The organism is Streptomyces sp. SAT1, from assembly GCF_001654495.1.
In the GTDB taxonomy this organism is placed as follows: Bacteria; Actinomycetota; Actinomycetes; order Streptomycetales; family Streptomycetaceae; genus Streptomyces; species Streptomyces andamanensis.
Genome location: NZ_CP015849.1, coordinates 6757058 through 6771856, shown reverse-complemented (window position 1 = coordinate 6771856; position 14799 = coordinate 6757058). Strand labels below are relative to the sequence as shown.

General features: G+C 73.3%; 13 protein-coding genes. 6 read left to right on the top strand and 7 right to left on the bottom strand.

Going from position 1 to position 14799, the window contains the following annotated elements; translation table 11 throughout:
* Nucleotides 1-39 precede the first annotated feature (39 nt).
* The 5 genes from A8713_RS28855 to A8713_RS28835 are packed head-to-tail and all read right to left on the bottom strand — an operon-like array spanning nucleotide 40 to nucleotide 6670.
* Complete coding sequence (locus A8713_RS28855; RefSeq protein WP_064536647.1) at nucleotides 40-1455, bottom strand: maltokinase N-terminal cap-like domain-containing protein; 1416 nt, start codon at nucleotides 1453-1455, stop codon at nucleotides 40-42.
* Complete coding sequence (locus A8713_RS28850; RefSeq protein WP_079159173.1) at nucleotides 1452-3470, bottom strand: maltotransferase domain-containing protein; 2019 nt, start codon at nucleotides 3468-3470, stop codon at nucleotides 1452-1454. The genes A8713_RS28855 and A8713_RS28850 overlap by 4 nt, the downstream gene beginning before the upstream one ends.
* Complete coding sequence (locus tag A8713_RS28845) at nucleotides 3467-4096, bottom strand: DJ-1/PfpI family protein (RefSeq protein WP_064536644.1); 630 nt, start codon at nucleotides 4094-4096, stop codon at nucleotides 3467-3469. The genes A8713_RS28850 and A8713_RS28845 overlap by 4 nt, the downstream gene beginning before the upstream one ends.
* A 3-nt stretch (nucleotides 4097-4099) precedes the next feature.
* Nucleotides 4100-5782, bottom strand: coding sequence for a thiamine pyrophosphate-binding protein (locus A8713_RS28840; RefSeq protein WP_064536642.1), 1683 nt, complete (start codon nucleotides 5780-5782; stop codon nucleotides 4100-4102).
* 48 nt (nucleotides 5783-5830) lie between these two features.
* Complete coding sequence (locus A8713_RS28835) at nucleotides 5831-6670, bottom strand: type 1 glutamine amidotransferase domain-containing protein (RefSeq protein ID WP_064536640.1); 840 nt, start codon at nucleotides 6668-6670, stop codon at nucleotides 5831-5833.
* 289 nt (nucleotides 6671-6959) lie between these two features.
* Here A8713_RS28835 and A8713_RS28830 point away from each other — a divergent pair, with 289 nt between their 5' ends.
* The 6 genes from A8713_RS28830 to A8713_RS28805 all read left to right on the top strand — a co-directional run bounded on the left by A8713_RS28830 (nucleotide 6960) and on the right by A8713_RS28805 (nucleotide 11602).
* A complete protein-coding gene (locus A8713_RS28830; RefSeq protein WP_064536637.1) occupies nucleotides 6960-7382 on the top strand; it encodes a nuclear transport factor 2 family protein in 423 nt (140 codons plus the stop codon).
* Between the two features lie 21 nt (nucleotides 7383-7403).
* Entirely contained in the window at nucleotides 7404-8990 is a 1587-nt protein-coding gene (locus A8713_RS28825; protein WP_079159172.1) for a GMC family oxidoreductase, read from the top strand.
* Complete coding sequence (locus A8713_RS28820) at nucleotides 8977-9810, top strand: ester cyclase (RefSeq protein WP_064536632.1); 834 nt, start codon at nucleotides 8977-8979, stop codon at nucleotides 9808-9810. The genes A8713_RS28825 and A8713_RS28820 overlap by 14 nt, the downstream gene beginning before the upstream one ends.
* A gap of 40 nt (nucleotides 9811-9850) precedes the next feature.
* Nucleotides 9851-10225: a nuclear transport factor 2 family protein gene (locus A8713_RS28815; protein WP_064536629.1), complete on the top strand. Its 375-nt coding sequence runs from the start codon at nucleotides 9851-9853 to the stop codon at nucleotides 10223-10225.
* A gap of 5 nt (nucleotides 10226-10230) precedes the next feature.
* Complete coding sequence (locus tag A8713_RS28810; protein WP_064536627.1) at nucleotides 10231-10674, top strand: VOC family protein; 444 nt, start codon at nucleotides 10231-10233, stop codon at nucleotides 10672-10674.
* A 97-nt stretch (nucleotides 10675-10771) separates the two neighbouring features.
* Complete coding sequence (locus A8713_RS28805; RefSeq protein WP_064536625.1) at nucleotides 10772-11602, top strand: SDR family NAD(P)-dependent oxidoreductase; 831 nt, start codon at nucleotides 10772-10774, stop codon at nucleotides 11600-11602.
* Nucleotides 11603-11658: 56 nt separating this feature from the next.
* On the opposite strand, the gene A8713_RS28800 is transcribed toward A8713_RS28805, so the two are convergent.
* Nucleotides 11659-13278, bottom strand: coding sequence for an FAD-binding oxidoreductase (locus A8713_RS28800; RefSeq protein WP_079159171.1), 1620 nt, complete (start codon nucleotides 13276-13278; stop codon nucleotides 11659-11661).
* A 107-nt stretch (nucleotides 13279-13385) separates the two neighbouring features.
* Nucleotides 13386-14798 (bottom strand): MFS transporter, encoded by a 1413-nt coding sequence (locus A8713_RS28795; protein WP_064536623.1) that lies wholly within the window; start codon nucleotides 14796-14798, stop codon nucleotides 13386-13388.
* Between the last annotated feature and the right edge of the window lies 1 nt (nucleotide 14799).

Below are 14799 nucleotides of genomic sequence, written 5' to 3'. Positions count from 1 at the left end.
CCACTGCGGCGCCCTGCGGCGCTTCTCGGCGCCCTTCGGTCAGGTACGGGCCAGCCGGTGCACCGCCTCCAGGGGGATCGGCAGCCAGCTGGGTCGGTGCCGGGACTCGTAGACGGCCTCGTAGACGGCCTTGTCCGCCTCGAAGGCCCGCAGCGGGAGCGGGTGGCAGTGCGGGTCCGTGCCGCCCGTCTCCGCGTAGCCCGCGACGAACGCGCGCCGGTTGCGCACGGCCCACGCCCGCGCCCGGCGGGCCCGGCGCAGCCGCGCGCCGGGCGCCTCGTCCAGGTCGCGTTCCCGCAGGGTCCGCAGGCCCGCCTGGGCGGCGTAGTCGAAGGAGCGGAGCATCCCGGCCACGTCCCGCAGCACCGGTTGCGGCGCGGCGCGTTCGGCGGCCGGGCGGGCCGGTTCGCCCTCGAAGTCGATCAGGTGCCAGCCGCCCGGGGTGGGCAGTGCCTGGCCCAGGTGCAGATCGCCGTGGACCCGCTGGGCGAGGACCGCGCAGCCGCGCGCGCCCGCCCGCGCGTGGTCCTCGTAGAGCCGGACGAGCCCGCCGCGGTGCCGGGCCAGACCCGGCACCTCCAGGACGGCCGTCTCCAGGCGCTCGGTCATCTCGGCGGCCTGGCGCGCGATGTCCTCCGCGGTGAGCCGCACCCGCGGGAAGGCGTCGGCGAGCGCCGTGTGCACCTCGGCGACGGCCGTGCCCAGGGCGCGGGCGTGCGCGGTGAAACCGCCGGTGGCCGGGACGGCGGGGCAGGTGCCGTCCACGCAGTCGGCGACCTGGCGCACGGCGGCCTGCCAGCCGTCGCCCTCGGCCGGCAGCAGGTCCTCCATCAGCCCGAGGACCAGTCCGCTGCCGCCGCTGAGCAGGGTGCCGTGCAGCCGCGGGGTGCGGGCGCAGCGCGCGTCGGTGAGCGCGCGCAGCGTCTCGACCTCCAGGTGCGGGCCGGGTTCGGGCCGCCGGTAGAGCTTGAGCAGCAGCCGGTCCCCGTAGGCGACGGCGCTGTTGCTCTGCTCGGCGGTCAGCGGCCGGGGCACGAGGCCCACCGGCAGCGGCAGCGGCGTGGTCCGCTCCATGCGCAGCCCGTCGCCGCCGCCCTGCGCGAGGTGGCGCAGCAGGACACCCATGAGCGCGGCGTCCTCGGTGGCCTCGTACAGCGTCCAGCCGCGCCACTCCCCCTGTGGCACCCGGCCGATGGCGGCGTCCGCGAGCCGCCGGGGCAGTTCGGGGCGCAGCCCGAGCAGGACCTGGTACAGCTGTCCGGCGGCGGTGCGCAGGACGGCGTGCACCAGGGCGGGCGCCTGCTCGCGTACGACGTCGGCCACGACCGGCGTGAGCGGGCCGGCGGGACCGGCTCCCGCCGCGTACCAGCGGCGGGTGCGCAGCCAGGGGTCGAGCAGTCCGAGCAGCGGGTCGACGGGCCGGCGCTGCCCGACGTCCACCCAGGCGACCGTCATGGCTCCTCCTCGACGGGCACCAGCAGATGGGCCGGGGAACGGCCCGGCACCAGATGGAAGTACGTCTCCGGGCGCCAGGAGTGGACCTCGCCGGTCAGCACGTCGCGCAGCTTCAGCGAGCCGTCCTCGGGCAGGCCGAGGGCGGCCAGGTCGAAGGTGACGGTGCCCTCGGCCGGCAGGTGCGCGTCGAGGTTGACGACGGCGAGGACCGTGTCGAGGGAGCCGTCGGGCAGCCGCACCTGCTTGGAGTAGGCGATGACCTGGGGGTGCGGGACGCTGTGGAAGCGGAGGTTGCGCAGCTCCTGGAGGGCGGGGTGGGCGCGGCGCAGCTCGTTGAGGCGGGTCAGCAGCGGGGCGATGGAGCGGCCCTCGGCCTCGGCGGCGGCCCAGTCGCGCGGGCGCAGCTCGTACTTCTCGGAGTTCTTGTAGTCCTCGGTGCCCGGTTCCAGGACCTCGTTCTCGCACAGTTCGTAGCCGGCGTACACACCCCAGGTCGGGGCGAGCGTCGCGGCCAGCACGGCGCGGGTCTCGAAGGCGGGCCGGTCGCCCTCCTGGAGGTAGGCGTGCAGGATGTCCGGGGTGTTCACGAAGAGGTTGGGCCGCAGGAAGTCGGCGCTCTCGTGCGCGAGTTCGCTCGCGTACTCGGTCAGCTCCTCCTTCTCGTTCTTCCAGGTGAAGTAGGTGTACGACTGCTGGAAGCCGGCCTGGGCGAGGGCGTGCACCATGGCGCGCCGGGTGAACGCCTCGGCGAGGAACACCACGTCGGGGTCGCGTCCGTTGATCTCCGCGATCACCCGCTGCCAGAAGCCGACCGGCTTGGTGTGCGGGTTGTCGACGCGGAAGATCCGCACGCCCTGGTCCATCCAGAAGCGCAGCAGCCGCACGCTCTCGGCGACCAGTCCCTCGAAGTCCCGGTCGAAGGCGAGGGGGTGGATGTCCTCGTACTTCTTGGGCGGGTTCTCGGCGGTGGCGACGGAGCCGTCGGCGCGCCGGGTGAACCACTCGGGGTGCTCGGTCAGCCAGGGGTGGTCGGGCGAGCACTGGAGGGCGAAGTCCAGGGCGACGTCGAGGCCGAGCTCCCCGGCGCGGGCCACGAAGCGGCGGAAGTCGTCGAGGGTGCCCAGGTCGGGGTGGACGGCGTCGTGTCCGCCCTCGGCGGAGCCGATCGCCCAGGGCGAGCCGACGTCGTGCTCGGCGGCGGTGAGCGCGTTGTCCGGGCCCTTGCGGTGGGTGCGGCCGATGGGGTGGACCGGCGGCAGGTACACCACGTCGAAGCCCATCGCGGCGATCGCGGGCAGCCGCAGCGCCGCCGTCTCGAAGGTCCCGCTGACCGGCGGCGCGCCGTCGGCGGTGCGGGCGCCCTCGGAGCGCGGGAACATCTCGTACCAGGCGCCGACCAGGGCCCGGCGCCCCTCGACGAGCAGGGGCAGCGGCCAGGAGACGGTGACCAGTTCGCGCAGCGGGTGCCGGCGCAGCGCGGCGAGGGCCTCGGGGGACTCGGCCGCGGCGAGCCGGCAGGCGAGCGGGCTCGTCTCGTCGCGCAGGGCCCGCGCCACCGCGGTCACCGCCTCGCGGCGGGCGGTGTCCGGGATGCCGAAGGCGGCCCGCTCGTACAGCAGCGCGCCTTCGGCGAGCGTCAGTTCGACGTCGACCCCGGCGGGGACCTTCAGCGCGGCGTCGCGGCGCCAGGTGGCGACGGGGTCGGCCCACGCCTCGACGGTGTACGTCCACCGGCCGGGCTCGCCGAGCACGACGGTGGCCTCCCAACGGTCGGCGTCCGCGTCGGCCAGGGTCATCGGCGTCCAGGCTCCGGGCCGCCCCCGCGAGTCCCGCAGCACGACGTTGGCGCCGATCTCGCCCGAGCCCTCGCGGAACACGGTGGCGCTGACGGTGAGCGTCTCCCCCGCGACGCCCTTGGCGGCGACGGCGCCGCCGCGCACCTGGGGGCGGACGTCGCGGATCGGGATGCGGTCGGCGACGGGCACCCGGGCGCCCGGGTCCATGACGGCGGTCATCGGGCACCTCCGAGGGCCGCGGTCCGCACGCCGCGCGAGCGGGCGGCCCGGTCCCGGTCCCGGTCGGCGATCAGGTCGATGATCGTCCGGGCGAACAGGTGGCAGTGTGCCCCGGTGCGCCCGGTGACCAGGTCGTCGTCGACGACGACGTCCTCGTCCACGTACAGGCCGCCCATGTTGCGCAGGTCGCCCAGCAGGTTGTTGTGGACGACGGCCCGGCGCCCGCGCACCAGGTGGGGCACCGGGGCGGTGAGCCACATGCCGTGGCAGATGATGCCCTTGACGATGGCCGGGTCCTGGAAGGCGCGGCGCAGGAACCGCACGGCGGGCGGGAGTTCGGCCGGGTCCTCGGTGTAGCGCAGCCGGTCGGAGACCATCCCGGAGGGGACGATCACCGCGGAGTACTCCTTGAGCGCGAACTCGTCGACGTCCTCGAAGGACTCGCGCACGACGAACGGCATCCGGTGCTCGTGCCCCTGGAAGGTGATCTCGTCCTGGCCCCACATCCGGGTCAGGAAGTGCACCTCGGCGCCTTCCTCGGGGAAGCGGTGCTGGTAGTAGAGGATCTCGGGCTCGTAGAAGTCGCTCTCCAGCAGGATCGCGATCTTGTGTCCGGTCAGTCGCACCGCTCACTCCTGCCTTCCGCGTCCGGTGACCAGGTCGATCAGGAAGGGGCCGGGGGTGGCGAGCGCCTGCTCGACGGCCGCCTTCGCCTGGTCGGGCTTCTCGACCCGGACGCCCGGCACGCCCAGGGAGCGGGCCAGGCCCGTGAAGTCGATGGCCGGCCTGGACAGGTCGAACATCTCCGGCTGCTCGTGCGCGGCGACGCCGACCGTCCGCCAGTACTCCTCGATGTTGAGTTCGAGGAGCTTGTAGCTGCTGTTGTTGCAGATGACGAACTTGGCGCCGATGTCGTGGCGGGCCGCCGTCCACAGCGCCTGCACCGTGTACATGGAGCCGCCGTCGCCGGTGAAGCCGACCACCGTGCGCTCCGGATGGGCCAGTCGGGCGGCGATGGCGCCGGGGATGCCGACGCCGAGCGAGCCGCCCCGGGTCTGGTGCCAGTGGCCGGGCCGGGTCGGCGGGAGGTGGCGGGTGAGGTCGGGGGAGGCGGTGAGCGCCTCGTCGAACACCACGGCGTCCTCGGGGAGCCGGCGGGCCAGTTCCTGGAGGAAGGCAGTGGTCGGCAGGGCGTCCGGGTCGAGTGCGGCGGCCTCGTCGGCGCGGCGGGCGGCGGCGCGGGCGGCGGACTGCTCGGCCGAGCGCCGGGTGAACCACTCCCCCGCGCGGGCGCGGGCGGCCGGGCTCATCCGGCGCTCCAGGGCGCGGGCGAGGCCGTTGAGGGCGCGCCGCGGGTCGGCGGCGATGCCCAGGTCCACCGGGAAGTTCTTGGCGATGGCGCCGGTGTCCAGGTCGATGTGGACGACCGGCGCGCCGTCGGCGAAGACCCCGTCGAGGGCCGGGTACACCTCGGGGAGCGCGTAGGTGCCGGTGATCAGCACCGCGTCGGCGGCCGCGGTGACCTGTCGGCTGCTCTCGCCGAACATATGGCCCAACTGTCCGCCGTAGGCGGGGTGTTCGACCGACAGATTGACCTCGGCCCAGTCCGCCCCCCACACCTCGGCGCCCCAGACGCGGGCGAGCCGGCCCAGCTCCTCCTGGGCGCCCGCGAAGTGCACGCCGTCGCCCGCGATCACGAGGGGCCGTTCGGCCCCGGCGAGCAGGTCGGCGGCCCGGTCGAGCACCTCGGCGTCGGGCGTGGCGGCGAAGTCGACGTAGGAGGTGGGCACGGCGGGTTCGCTCGTGTCCCGGTCCATGACGTCGGCGGGCAGCACGACGAGCACCGGCCCGTACGGCGGGGTCGCCGCCACCTTGAAGGCGCGGCGCAGCACCCGCAGCGTCGACTCCGGGTCGACCACCCGGGTCGCCCACTTGGTGACGGGTTCGGCCATGGCGACCAGGTCGACCGCCATCTGGGCCTCCATGGCGTCGTAGCGCAGGCCCGCCTCGCCGGCGACGGCGACCAGCGGGGCGTGCCCGCGGGCCGCCTGGTAGAGCATGCCGACCGCGTTGCCGACGCCGACGCCGGTGTGCAGCTGCATCACGGCCGGGGTGCGCGTGGCCCGCGCGTAGCCGTCGGCGAGGCCGACGACACTGGATTCCTGGAGCGCGAGGATGTACTCGATGTCCGGGAAGTTGCGCAATTCGTCGAGGAAACCCTGCTCGACCGTGCCGGGGTTGCCGAACATGTGCCGCACCCCGTCGGCGCGCAGCTGTTCGAGGATCGCGACCCGCGCGGGCCTGCTGACCATGACGTGCACCTTTCTGCGAAGGTTACGCGGCTGCCGTGCGGGTGGGGATCAGGCGGCTTCCTTGAAGCCCCACTGACGCAGGCCGTCCTCCAGCACCTCGACGAGCTTCTGGCCCGTCAGATAGGAGTCGGGGGTGGAACGGCCCGTGATGAACGGGTAGTCGACGATGACGGAGGTCTCCTTGCCGAAGTTGCCGTGGAAGGCTCCGCCGGGCGCGGTGGCGTCGCGCAGGATGTACTCCAGCGGGTACGGCGGCGGGCCGATGACGAAGTCGGTGCCCATGAAGCCGGTGCCGTCCTTGTAGTCGTACTCGATGCAGTGCCCGGTGACGTGCTTGCCCCGGATGATCGAGACGCGGTCCTCCTGGTCGCGGGCGAAGGCCAGCGGCGCGACGCCGTAGCACTCGGCGGCGATCGGCATGTCCAGGGCGTGGAAGGCGAGGATCAGGTCGTGCACCCGCCAGTTGTTGGCGAGGTCGACGATGGGTCCGGAGCCGCCGACGATGAGCAGGGCGTCGTAGCGGTCGGCGATCTGGTCGCGGATCTGCTCAAGGCGCGTGTTGTACGCCTCCCAGTCGCGCAGGAAGTACGGCTTGGAGCGGTAGGGCCGGTCGGGCAGCCAGGACGACAGGTCCAGCGGGCCGTCCAGGCGCGGGGAGCTGTCGATGGCCCGGACCTTGGCGGCCATCTCGGGGGTGGTGACGGAGCGGCCGAGCGGCGGGTCCACGTAGTCGGGGTCCATGCTCGGCGGCAGCGCGACGGGGCGCTTGCCGGTCGGCGTGGCGAAGGTGACCTGGTAGCCGGCCTTGTCGAAGGTCTCCAGCGGGCCGATCAACTCCTCGCCCCAGTAGCCGTATTCGGACAGGACGACGAGGATGCGCTTGCTCATGGGGTGTCCTCTCGTGCGACGCGGGTCGGATGGGACCGGTCGAACTCATGTCTACGGTCTGCCGCCCGGACCGGCCAGAAGCCGCCCGTGCCGGTGGCCCGACATGCCCAAGTGGGCCGCCGTACTACGGCAATTGGCCCTGCGACGTCGGCAAGAGCACCGCCCGACCTGACGCAATCCGGCCGCCGGACGTCCCGGCCGGGGCACGGCCGGCGCGGTCGTGGCGGAATCGACCGGGACAGCCGTCCGGACCAGCTTCGGACCCGCCCTTCACCGAGAGGGACTTGGCATGACGACCGCACAGAGCCCGCTGACCGCGCACGGCCAGGACGTCGCCGTGTTCGTCCAGCACTGGTACGACATCCTGAGCAGCCACGAGCCCGTCGAGGACCTGCTGCCGTACGTGATCGACGACGGTCTGGAGATGGCGTTCCCCGAGCGCACCCTGCGCGGCCACGCCGACTTCCGCGAATGGTACGCGGCGGTGGGCGAGAGCTTCGGGCCGCAGAGCCACATCGTGGAGAAGCTGCGCACCGACGAGCACGACGGTCTCGTCGACGTCGAGGTGACGGTGGTGTGGACCGCGAAGAACCTCTCCGACGGCGGCGTGTCGGCCCTGCGCATCGACCAGACCTGGCAGCTGGTGCGCGATCCTGCGGACGGGACGCTGCGCATCCGCACGTACCACGTCGGCGACCTGAACCCGGCCTGAGCACCGATGCGGGAGGTTCCCATGTCGTACGACTACGTCGTCGTCGGCGCCGGCAGCGCGGGCTGCGCCGTGGCCAGCCGGCTCAGCGAGGACCCGGACGTGAGCGTGCTGCTCCTGGAGGCCGGCGGGTGGGACGAGCGGCCGGAGATCCACCGCACCGACGCCGTCTCCCTGCTGGCCCTGCTGACCAGCGAGTGGAGCCCCACGATCGACTGGGGGTACGCCACCGAGCCGGAGGCCGCTCTCGACGGCCGCCGCGTTCCGGTGGCCCGCGGCAAGGTGGCCGGCGGATGCAGCTCCGTGAACGCCCTGATGTGGGTGCGCGGCAGCCGCCACGACTACGACGGCTGGGCGGCGGCGGGCAACCCCGGCTGGTCGTACGCGGACGTGCTGCCCGCGTTCCGCCGCGCCGAGGACTACGACCGCGGCGGCGACGCGCTGCGCGGCAAGGGCGGCCCGGTCCGGGTGCGGGACCACACCGATCCCTCGCCGGTCGCCAGGGCCTTCGTGGCGGCCGCGCGGCAGCTCGGCTTCGACGCGCCCGGCGACGACTACAACGGCGAACGGCAGGACGGCTACGGCTTCCTGTACCAGACCACGCGCACCGACGAGGGCACCCGCTCCTCGACGGCCACCGCCTATCTGCGCCCGGTGCTTGACCGCCCCAACCTGACGGTGGCCACCGGGGCGCACGCCACCCGGCTGCTGACCGAGGGCACCCGGGTCACCGGGGTCGCCTATGTGCACGGCGGGCAGCGGCAGCAGGCGTGGGCGGACGAGGAGGTGGTGGTCAGCGCCGGCGCCTTCGAGACGCCGAAACTGCTCATGCTCTCCGGGATCGGCCCGGCCGCGCACCTGCGGGCGCACGGCGTCACCGTCGTGCAGCATCTGCCCGGCGTGGGCGGCAATCTCCAGGACCATCTGTTCGTCCCGGTGTGCTACCGGTCCCGCGAGGAGCACCCCGAGGGGGCGATGCTCTCCGAGGCGGGCCTGTTCACGCACACCACGGGCGGTGCGGGCGACCGGGCGCCCGACCTCCAGTTCACGTTCGGGCCGGTGAAGTTCCTCGCCCCGGACGCACCCGCCGAGCAGCAGGCCGGGCCCGGCTTCACCTTCGCACCGATCGCGCTGCTGCCCGAGAGCCGCGGCCGGGTCCGGCTGCGCTCCACCGACCCGGCGGCCCCCGCCGTCGTGCAGGCGGGCTACCTCACGGCCGCGGCCGACGTGGACGTCCTGGTCCACGGGGTCGTGCTGGCCCGGGAGCTGGCGCACAGCACGGCCTTCGACCGGCTGCGCGGCCCGGAGCTGGGCCCCGGCGCCGGGGTGCGCGACCCCGCGGAGCTGCGCGCCTACGTCGCCGCCCGTGCCACCACCCTGTGGCACCCGGCCGGCACCTGCCGCATGGGCACAGGACCGGACGCGGTCACCGACCACGAGCTGCGTGTGCACGGCGTCACCGGGCTCCGGATCGCGGACGCCTCCGTGATGCCGACGATCGTCGCGGGCAACACCAACGCGCCCAGCGTGATGATCGGCGAGCGCGCGGCCGAGCTGATCAAGGACTCACACCACCGACGGACCGAGGGGACCCACCATGCCCACGTCTGACAGCACCGCCGTGAACGCGAGCGTCGCCCTGTACCGGCGCTTCCTGGACGCCTTCAACGCGGCGGACTACGACACCGTGGCCGAGGTCATCGGCGCGGACTTCACCGACCACCACCCCGGCTTCGAGATCAAGGGCCTGGACGACTACCTGGCCGCACTGCGCGCCGCCCACGCCACGTACGGCCTCAAGGGGGAGCTCCAGGAGGCCGTCCCCGTCGACGGCGCGGACGGCGGCGACAAGGTCGTCACCCGGGTGAAGCTGACCGGGACGCACGGCGGCACCGTCTTCGGCTTCCCGGCGACCGGGCGCGGCGTGGAGTGGACCACCACGGAGATATGGCGCGTCGAGGACGGCCGCTTCGTGGAGCGCTGGGCCCAGGACGACCTGCTCGGTCTGCGCGAGCAGGTCTCCACGGACGCGGCGAACCTGGCCACCGTGCAGGCGGTCAGCGACGCGGTCAACGAGCGCCGCTACGACGACCTGGACGAGCTGTTCGGCCCGACCTTCCGGGACAACAACCCGGCCTGGGACGTGGCGAGCCTGGACGAGCTGAAGGTCATCATCAAGGCCGCGCACGACGCCCTCGACTTCACCGTGCACCTGGACGCCCTGTACCCGGCGTCCCCGGACAAGGTGATCATGCACATCACCTTCCGCGGCAAGCACATCGCCCCGTTCTTCGGCCAGGAGCCCGACGGCCGCGAGGTGTCCTGGACCAGCCTGGAGGTCTACCGGCTGGAGGACGCCAAGGTCGTCGAGCGCTGGGTGCAGGCCGACACCGCGGGCCTGATGCGCCAGCTCGACGTCCCGCTGCCGTGACCGCCGCGAACCGCCGACCCCGTGCGCCCTGGAGGCCGTGATGAACACCCGAGAGATCGTCGACACCTACTACCGGCTCGCCAACTCCGGTGACTGGGACCCCTGGTGCGATCTGTTCTCCGTCGACCAGACGATGGACGAGCAGCTCGCCGGCCATGTGGAGGGCCGCGAGACGCTGCGGGACATGATGAAGGGGTTCGGGCAGATGTACGCGTCCTTCTCCAACGTCCCCGTGCACGTCGTCGTCGACGGCGACCAGGCCGCCGTCGTCTCGCACATCTCCGCCCGCACCCCGAAGGGCGAGTCGGTCGAGGCGGACGTGTGCAACTACTTCCGGATCGCCGGCGGGGAGATCGTCTACATGACGAACGTGCACGACACGGTGCCCTTCGCCCCTGTCACCGGTGGGGCGTGAGGCCCATGTCCGCAACCGTGGGCGCCCGCTGGTCGCACGTCGGCCTCAACTGCCGTGACCAGCGGGCCACGGAGGCGTTCTACCGCCGCTGGTTCGGGTTCGAGCGGGCCCGGGTCGTCGAGGCGGACGGGGCCCGGGTCGTCTTCCTCAAGAGCGGCCCGGTCTACCTCGAACTCTTCCCCACCACGTCCGAACCGGCCTTCCCCACCGCCAAGGACGGTCCGGACAACCCCGGCGCCGCCCGCCATCTCGCCTTCCAGGTCGACGACGTGGACGCGTTCATGGCGGCGGCCGACGGGGAGCTGGAGGTGCTCCTCGGGCCACTGGCCTTCGACGAGTTCATCCCCGGCTGGAAGACGGTCTGGGTGGCCGACCCCGACGGCGTCGTCATCGAGGTGAGCCAGGGCTACACCGACCAGACCCCCGAAGAACTGCGGTCCTACGCGTGAGCGCGTGACGCCGTACGCCCGCACCGGGCACGGCCGGTCGATCCCGACCGGCCGTGCCCACAGCCATGTTCCTACGCACCTGAGGAAACCGAAGACCATGAGCCCTGTCAGCGAACAGACCGTCCTCATCACCGGCGCCACCGACGGACTCGGCCGCGCCCTCGCCCATGAACTCGCCGAGCAGGGCGCCACGCTGATCCTGCACGGCCGCAGCCCCCGCAAGGGCCAGGAGCTGCTGGAGGAGCTGCGGGCGAAGACCGGCGCCGACCGGTTCAGCTACGAGCTGGCCGACTTCTCCTCGCTGGCCGAGACCCGCGCGCTCGCCGACCGGATCCTGGCCGGGCACGACCGGCTCGACGTCCTCGTCAACAACGCGGGCATCGGGGTCGAGCCGGCCCGCCAGGAGAGCCGGGACGGGCACGAACTCACCTTCCAGGTGGACTATCTGGCGGGCTACATCCTCAGCTGCCGGCTGGCCCCGCTGCTGGTGCGCTCCGCGCCCGCCCGCATCGTCAACGTCACCTCCGCGGGGCAGGCCCCCCTCGACTTCGACGACGTGATGCTGGAGCGCGGCTGGGACGGCGGGCAGGCGTACTGCCAGGCCAAGCTCGCCCAGATCAGCCTCACCAAGGACCTGGCGGAGCAGCTCGCCGGCACCGGGGTCACCGTCAACGCCCTGCACCCGGCCTCGTACATGCCGACGAAGATCGTGGTGAACCTGTTCACCCCGCAGAGCACCCTGGAGGAGGGCACCCGCAACACCGCCCGCCTGGTGACCGACCCGGCGCTCGCCGAGGTCACCGGCGAGTACTTCAACCGGGCCGCCGTCGCACGGGCTGGCGCCCAGGCCTACGACCCGGCGGCCCGCGCCCGGCTGCGGGAGCTGAGCGAGTCGCTGACCGGCGTCGCCTTCCCCGCGCTCGGCTGACCCGCGCACACGCCGCGGCCCCGCACCTCCCTCGGGAGCTGCGGGGCCGCGGTGCGTCAGTGGGCGGCGGTGACGGACAGCGCGTGGTGGAAGACGTCGCGCGGGTCCCACTTCTTCTTCACGGCCCGCAGCCGCGGCAGGTTGCCCTTCCAGTACAGGGTCTGCCAGGGCACCCCGGAGGTGTTCCACGCCGGGTCGGTCAGGTCGGGGTCGGGGTAGTTGATGTACGACCCGTCGGCGTCGCCGTCCGGCAGCGGCACGCCTCCGGTGGCGGCGTAGAAGTCGCGGTAGAGGGCGCGCAGCCAGGCCACATGCCGGTCGTCCTCGGCGGGGTCGGTCCAGTAGGTGAGGAAGTTGGCTTTGAGTATCGAGTCGCGCTGGGCGAGGGCGGTGGCGTCGGGCGCGACCTTGGTGACCTGGGCGCCGTAGGAGAAGAGGATCGCTCCGCCGTGCCCGGTGTAGGACGGGTCGCTCAGATTGCGGTACAGGACGGCGAGCTGCGCGTCGGACCAGCCCCGGCGCAGATAGGCGCCCTTGAACTTGCCGCGGTTGTAGAGCCCGGTGTCGTAGTGGTCCTTCAGGGACTCCTTCAGCCAGGGCGTGCTGTGCGCGGTGGTGGTGTGCGGCGCGCTCACCCCGGCGGCGACGGTGTCGATGTAACTGTCGAGCAGTTGCCGCGAGTCCGGCAGTGAGCCGTCGATCTGCGCGGTGAGGGAGACGGCGCCCTGGACGTGGTTGTAGAGCAGCAGGGCGCTGTTGAGGGTGTCGTAGTCGGTGCCCGGCTCGTTGTGGGCGGCGTGCCAGGCGTTGTGGTTGTGCACCAGGCGCGTGAAGTCCGCCTCGGTCAGGTCCGTCCACTTCCAGCTGGTGGAGGTCTTCAGCAGGCTGTGCGGCGGCTTGGGCAGCAGGCCCGCCGGGTCGGTGCCGGTGGCGTCCGGGGAGCGGAACCAGAAGGTGGTCACGATCCCGAACTGGCCGCCGCCACCGCCGGTGTGCGCCCACCACAGCTCGCGGTGGGGGTCGTCGGGCTCGCGGGTGGCGACCACGCAGCGGGCGGTGCCGGCGGCGTCGACGTGGACCACCTCGACGGCGTAGAGGTGGTCGACGACCGCGCCGTACTTGCGGTTGAGCGGGCCGTAGCCGCCGCCGGTGACATGGCCGCCGACCCCGACGGTGGGGCAGTCGCCGGCCGGTATGGTCACGCCCCACTCCAGGTAGAGGGTGCGGTAGACCTGGCCGAGGGTGGCGCCGCCCTGCACGGAGAAGGCCCGGCGGGAGGCGTCGTAGCCGATGGCGTTCATCTCGGACAGGTCGATCAGGACGCGTACGCCCGGGTCGTCGACGAGGCCGTCGAGGCAGTGGCCGCCGCTGCGCACCGCGATCCGGGCGCCGGCCGTGACCGCGTCCTGGACGGCGTCGACGACCTGGCGGGTGGAGTGCACGAGCCGTATCGCGTCGGGCCGGGCGGCGAACCGGGCGTTGTAGCCGCGCTGGGTGAGGTCCAGGTAGCGCGGGTCCGACGGGGTCACGGTCACCGTGTCGACGGTGGCTGCGCCTGCGCCGGCCGCCTCGGCGGGGGCCTGGGGCGCCGCCTGCGCGGCCGGGGTGCCGAGCACGGCGGCGCCGCCGACACCGGTGGCGGTGCCGAGGAAGCCGCGGCGGGTCAGTCGAGCCATTTCCACTCCTTGAGGGACGAACTGGTCGGGTGGTACGGACCGGTGGGGCAAAAGGTGCTGCCGCCCCTGGAGCGGACTCCGGGAACGGCAGCGGGGTGGGGGGCGGGTCAGCCGGTGGCGCGTGCGGCGTTCTCCGCTCCGACGGCCGGGCGGGCGGCGGGGCCCGCCGCGGGGGCCGGTGCCGGCGTCTGCCGCTTCACCATCAGGGCCGAGGCCACGGCGGCGACCATGCCGACCAGCGGCACCACGGCGAGCACACCGATCGCGGTGGACAGGCTCATCGCGCCGACCATGCCGCCGACCGCGGCGGAGCCGAGCGAACCGCCGGTGATGAACACGAGCTGGAACACACCGGCGGCCACCCCGTGCACGGAGCTGTCGACCAGGTGCGGCACCGCGGCCATCAGCGCGACCTGGCCGGCGCTGAACCCGGAGACGCAGGCGGCCACCGCGATGACCAGGGCGACCGGCTGGCGACCGGCGAGCGCGGCGAGCAGCAGCCCGGCCGCGCTGAGCACGGTGAGGGCGGTGACCAGGCGCAGCGGGCCCACCTTGTGGGCGAGTCCGCCGGCCGTCCGCGACAGGATGGCGCTGACCACGCCGGTCGGCAGCAGGATCAGTCCGATCTGGGTGACGCTCAGATCGTGGTCCATGAGGATCAGCCGGGGCGCGGCGAACTGGATGATGAGGTAGCCGGCGAAGAGGGTGAAACCGGCCACCGCGGCGAGCACGAAGCGGCTGTTGCTCACCACCAGGCGCGGCAGGAAGCCCTCGGGCACCCGGCGCACGTGCCAGACGGTGGCCGCGGCCAGGGCGACGGCGAGCACCGCGAGCACCAGGACGAGGCTCTCCTTCAGATGGGTGGTGCGGGCCTGGAGGAGCACCGCGAGGGCCGCGGCGAGGGCGAGGCAGAGCACCGCGCCGCGTGCGTCCAGGCGTTCGGCGCGGGGCTGGGTGGCCGGGGCGATGCGCAGCACCCGGATCGCGGCGAGCGCGGAGAGTCCGGGCAGGGCGAGCGCGGCCTGCCAGCCGATCAGGTCGGTCAGGGCACCGCCGAGCAGCGCGCCGCCGCCGGAGACGATGCCGACGACGGCACCCATCGTGCCGATGGTGCGCCCGCGTTCGCGGGGCTCGGTGAACAGGCGGTTGGCGACGCCGAAGGAGAGCACGGCGGCGACACCGCCGCCGATGCCCTGGAGCATGCGGCCCGCGATGACGGCCGGGAACCAGGGGACGGCGACGACGAGGACGGTACCGGCCAGCAGCAGCACCATGCCGGTGACGATGGGCATGCGCAGACCGCGGATGTCGGCGAGGCGGCCGGCGAGGGCGGAGGCGACGGAGAGGGTCAGCGTGTAGCCCGCCAGCACCCAGGCCGTCGCCCCAGAGGCCACCGAGAGGCTGTCGCCGAGTGCGGGCAGTGCGATGGGCGTCGCGGACATTCCGAGCGCGCTGGGCGCCAGGAACGCGCCCAGCACGAGCCCGGCGGAGAGGGCGCCGGGGCGGGTTTGGTCGGACATT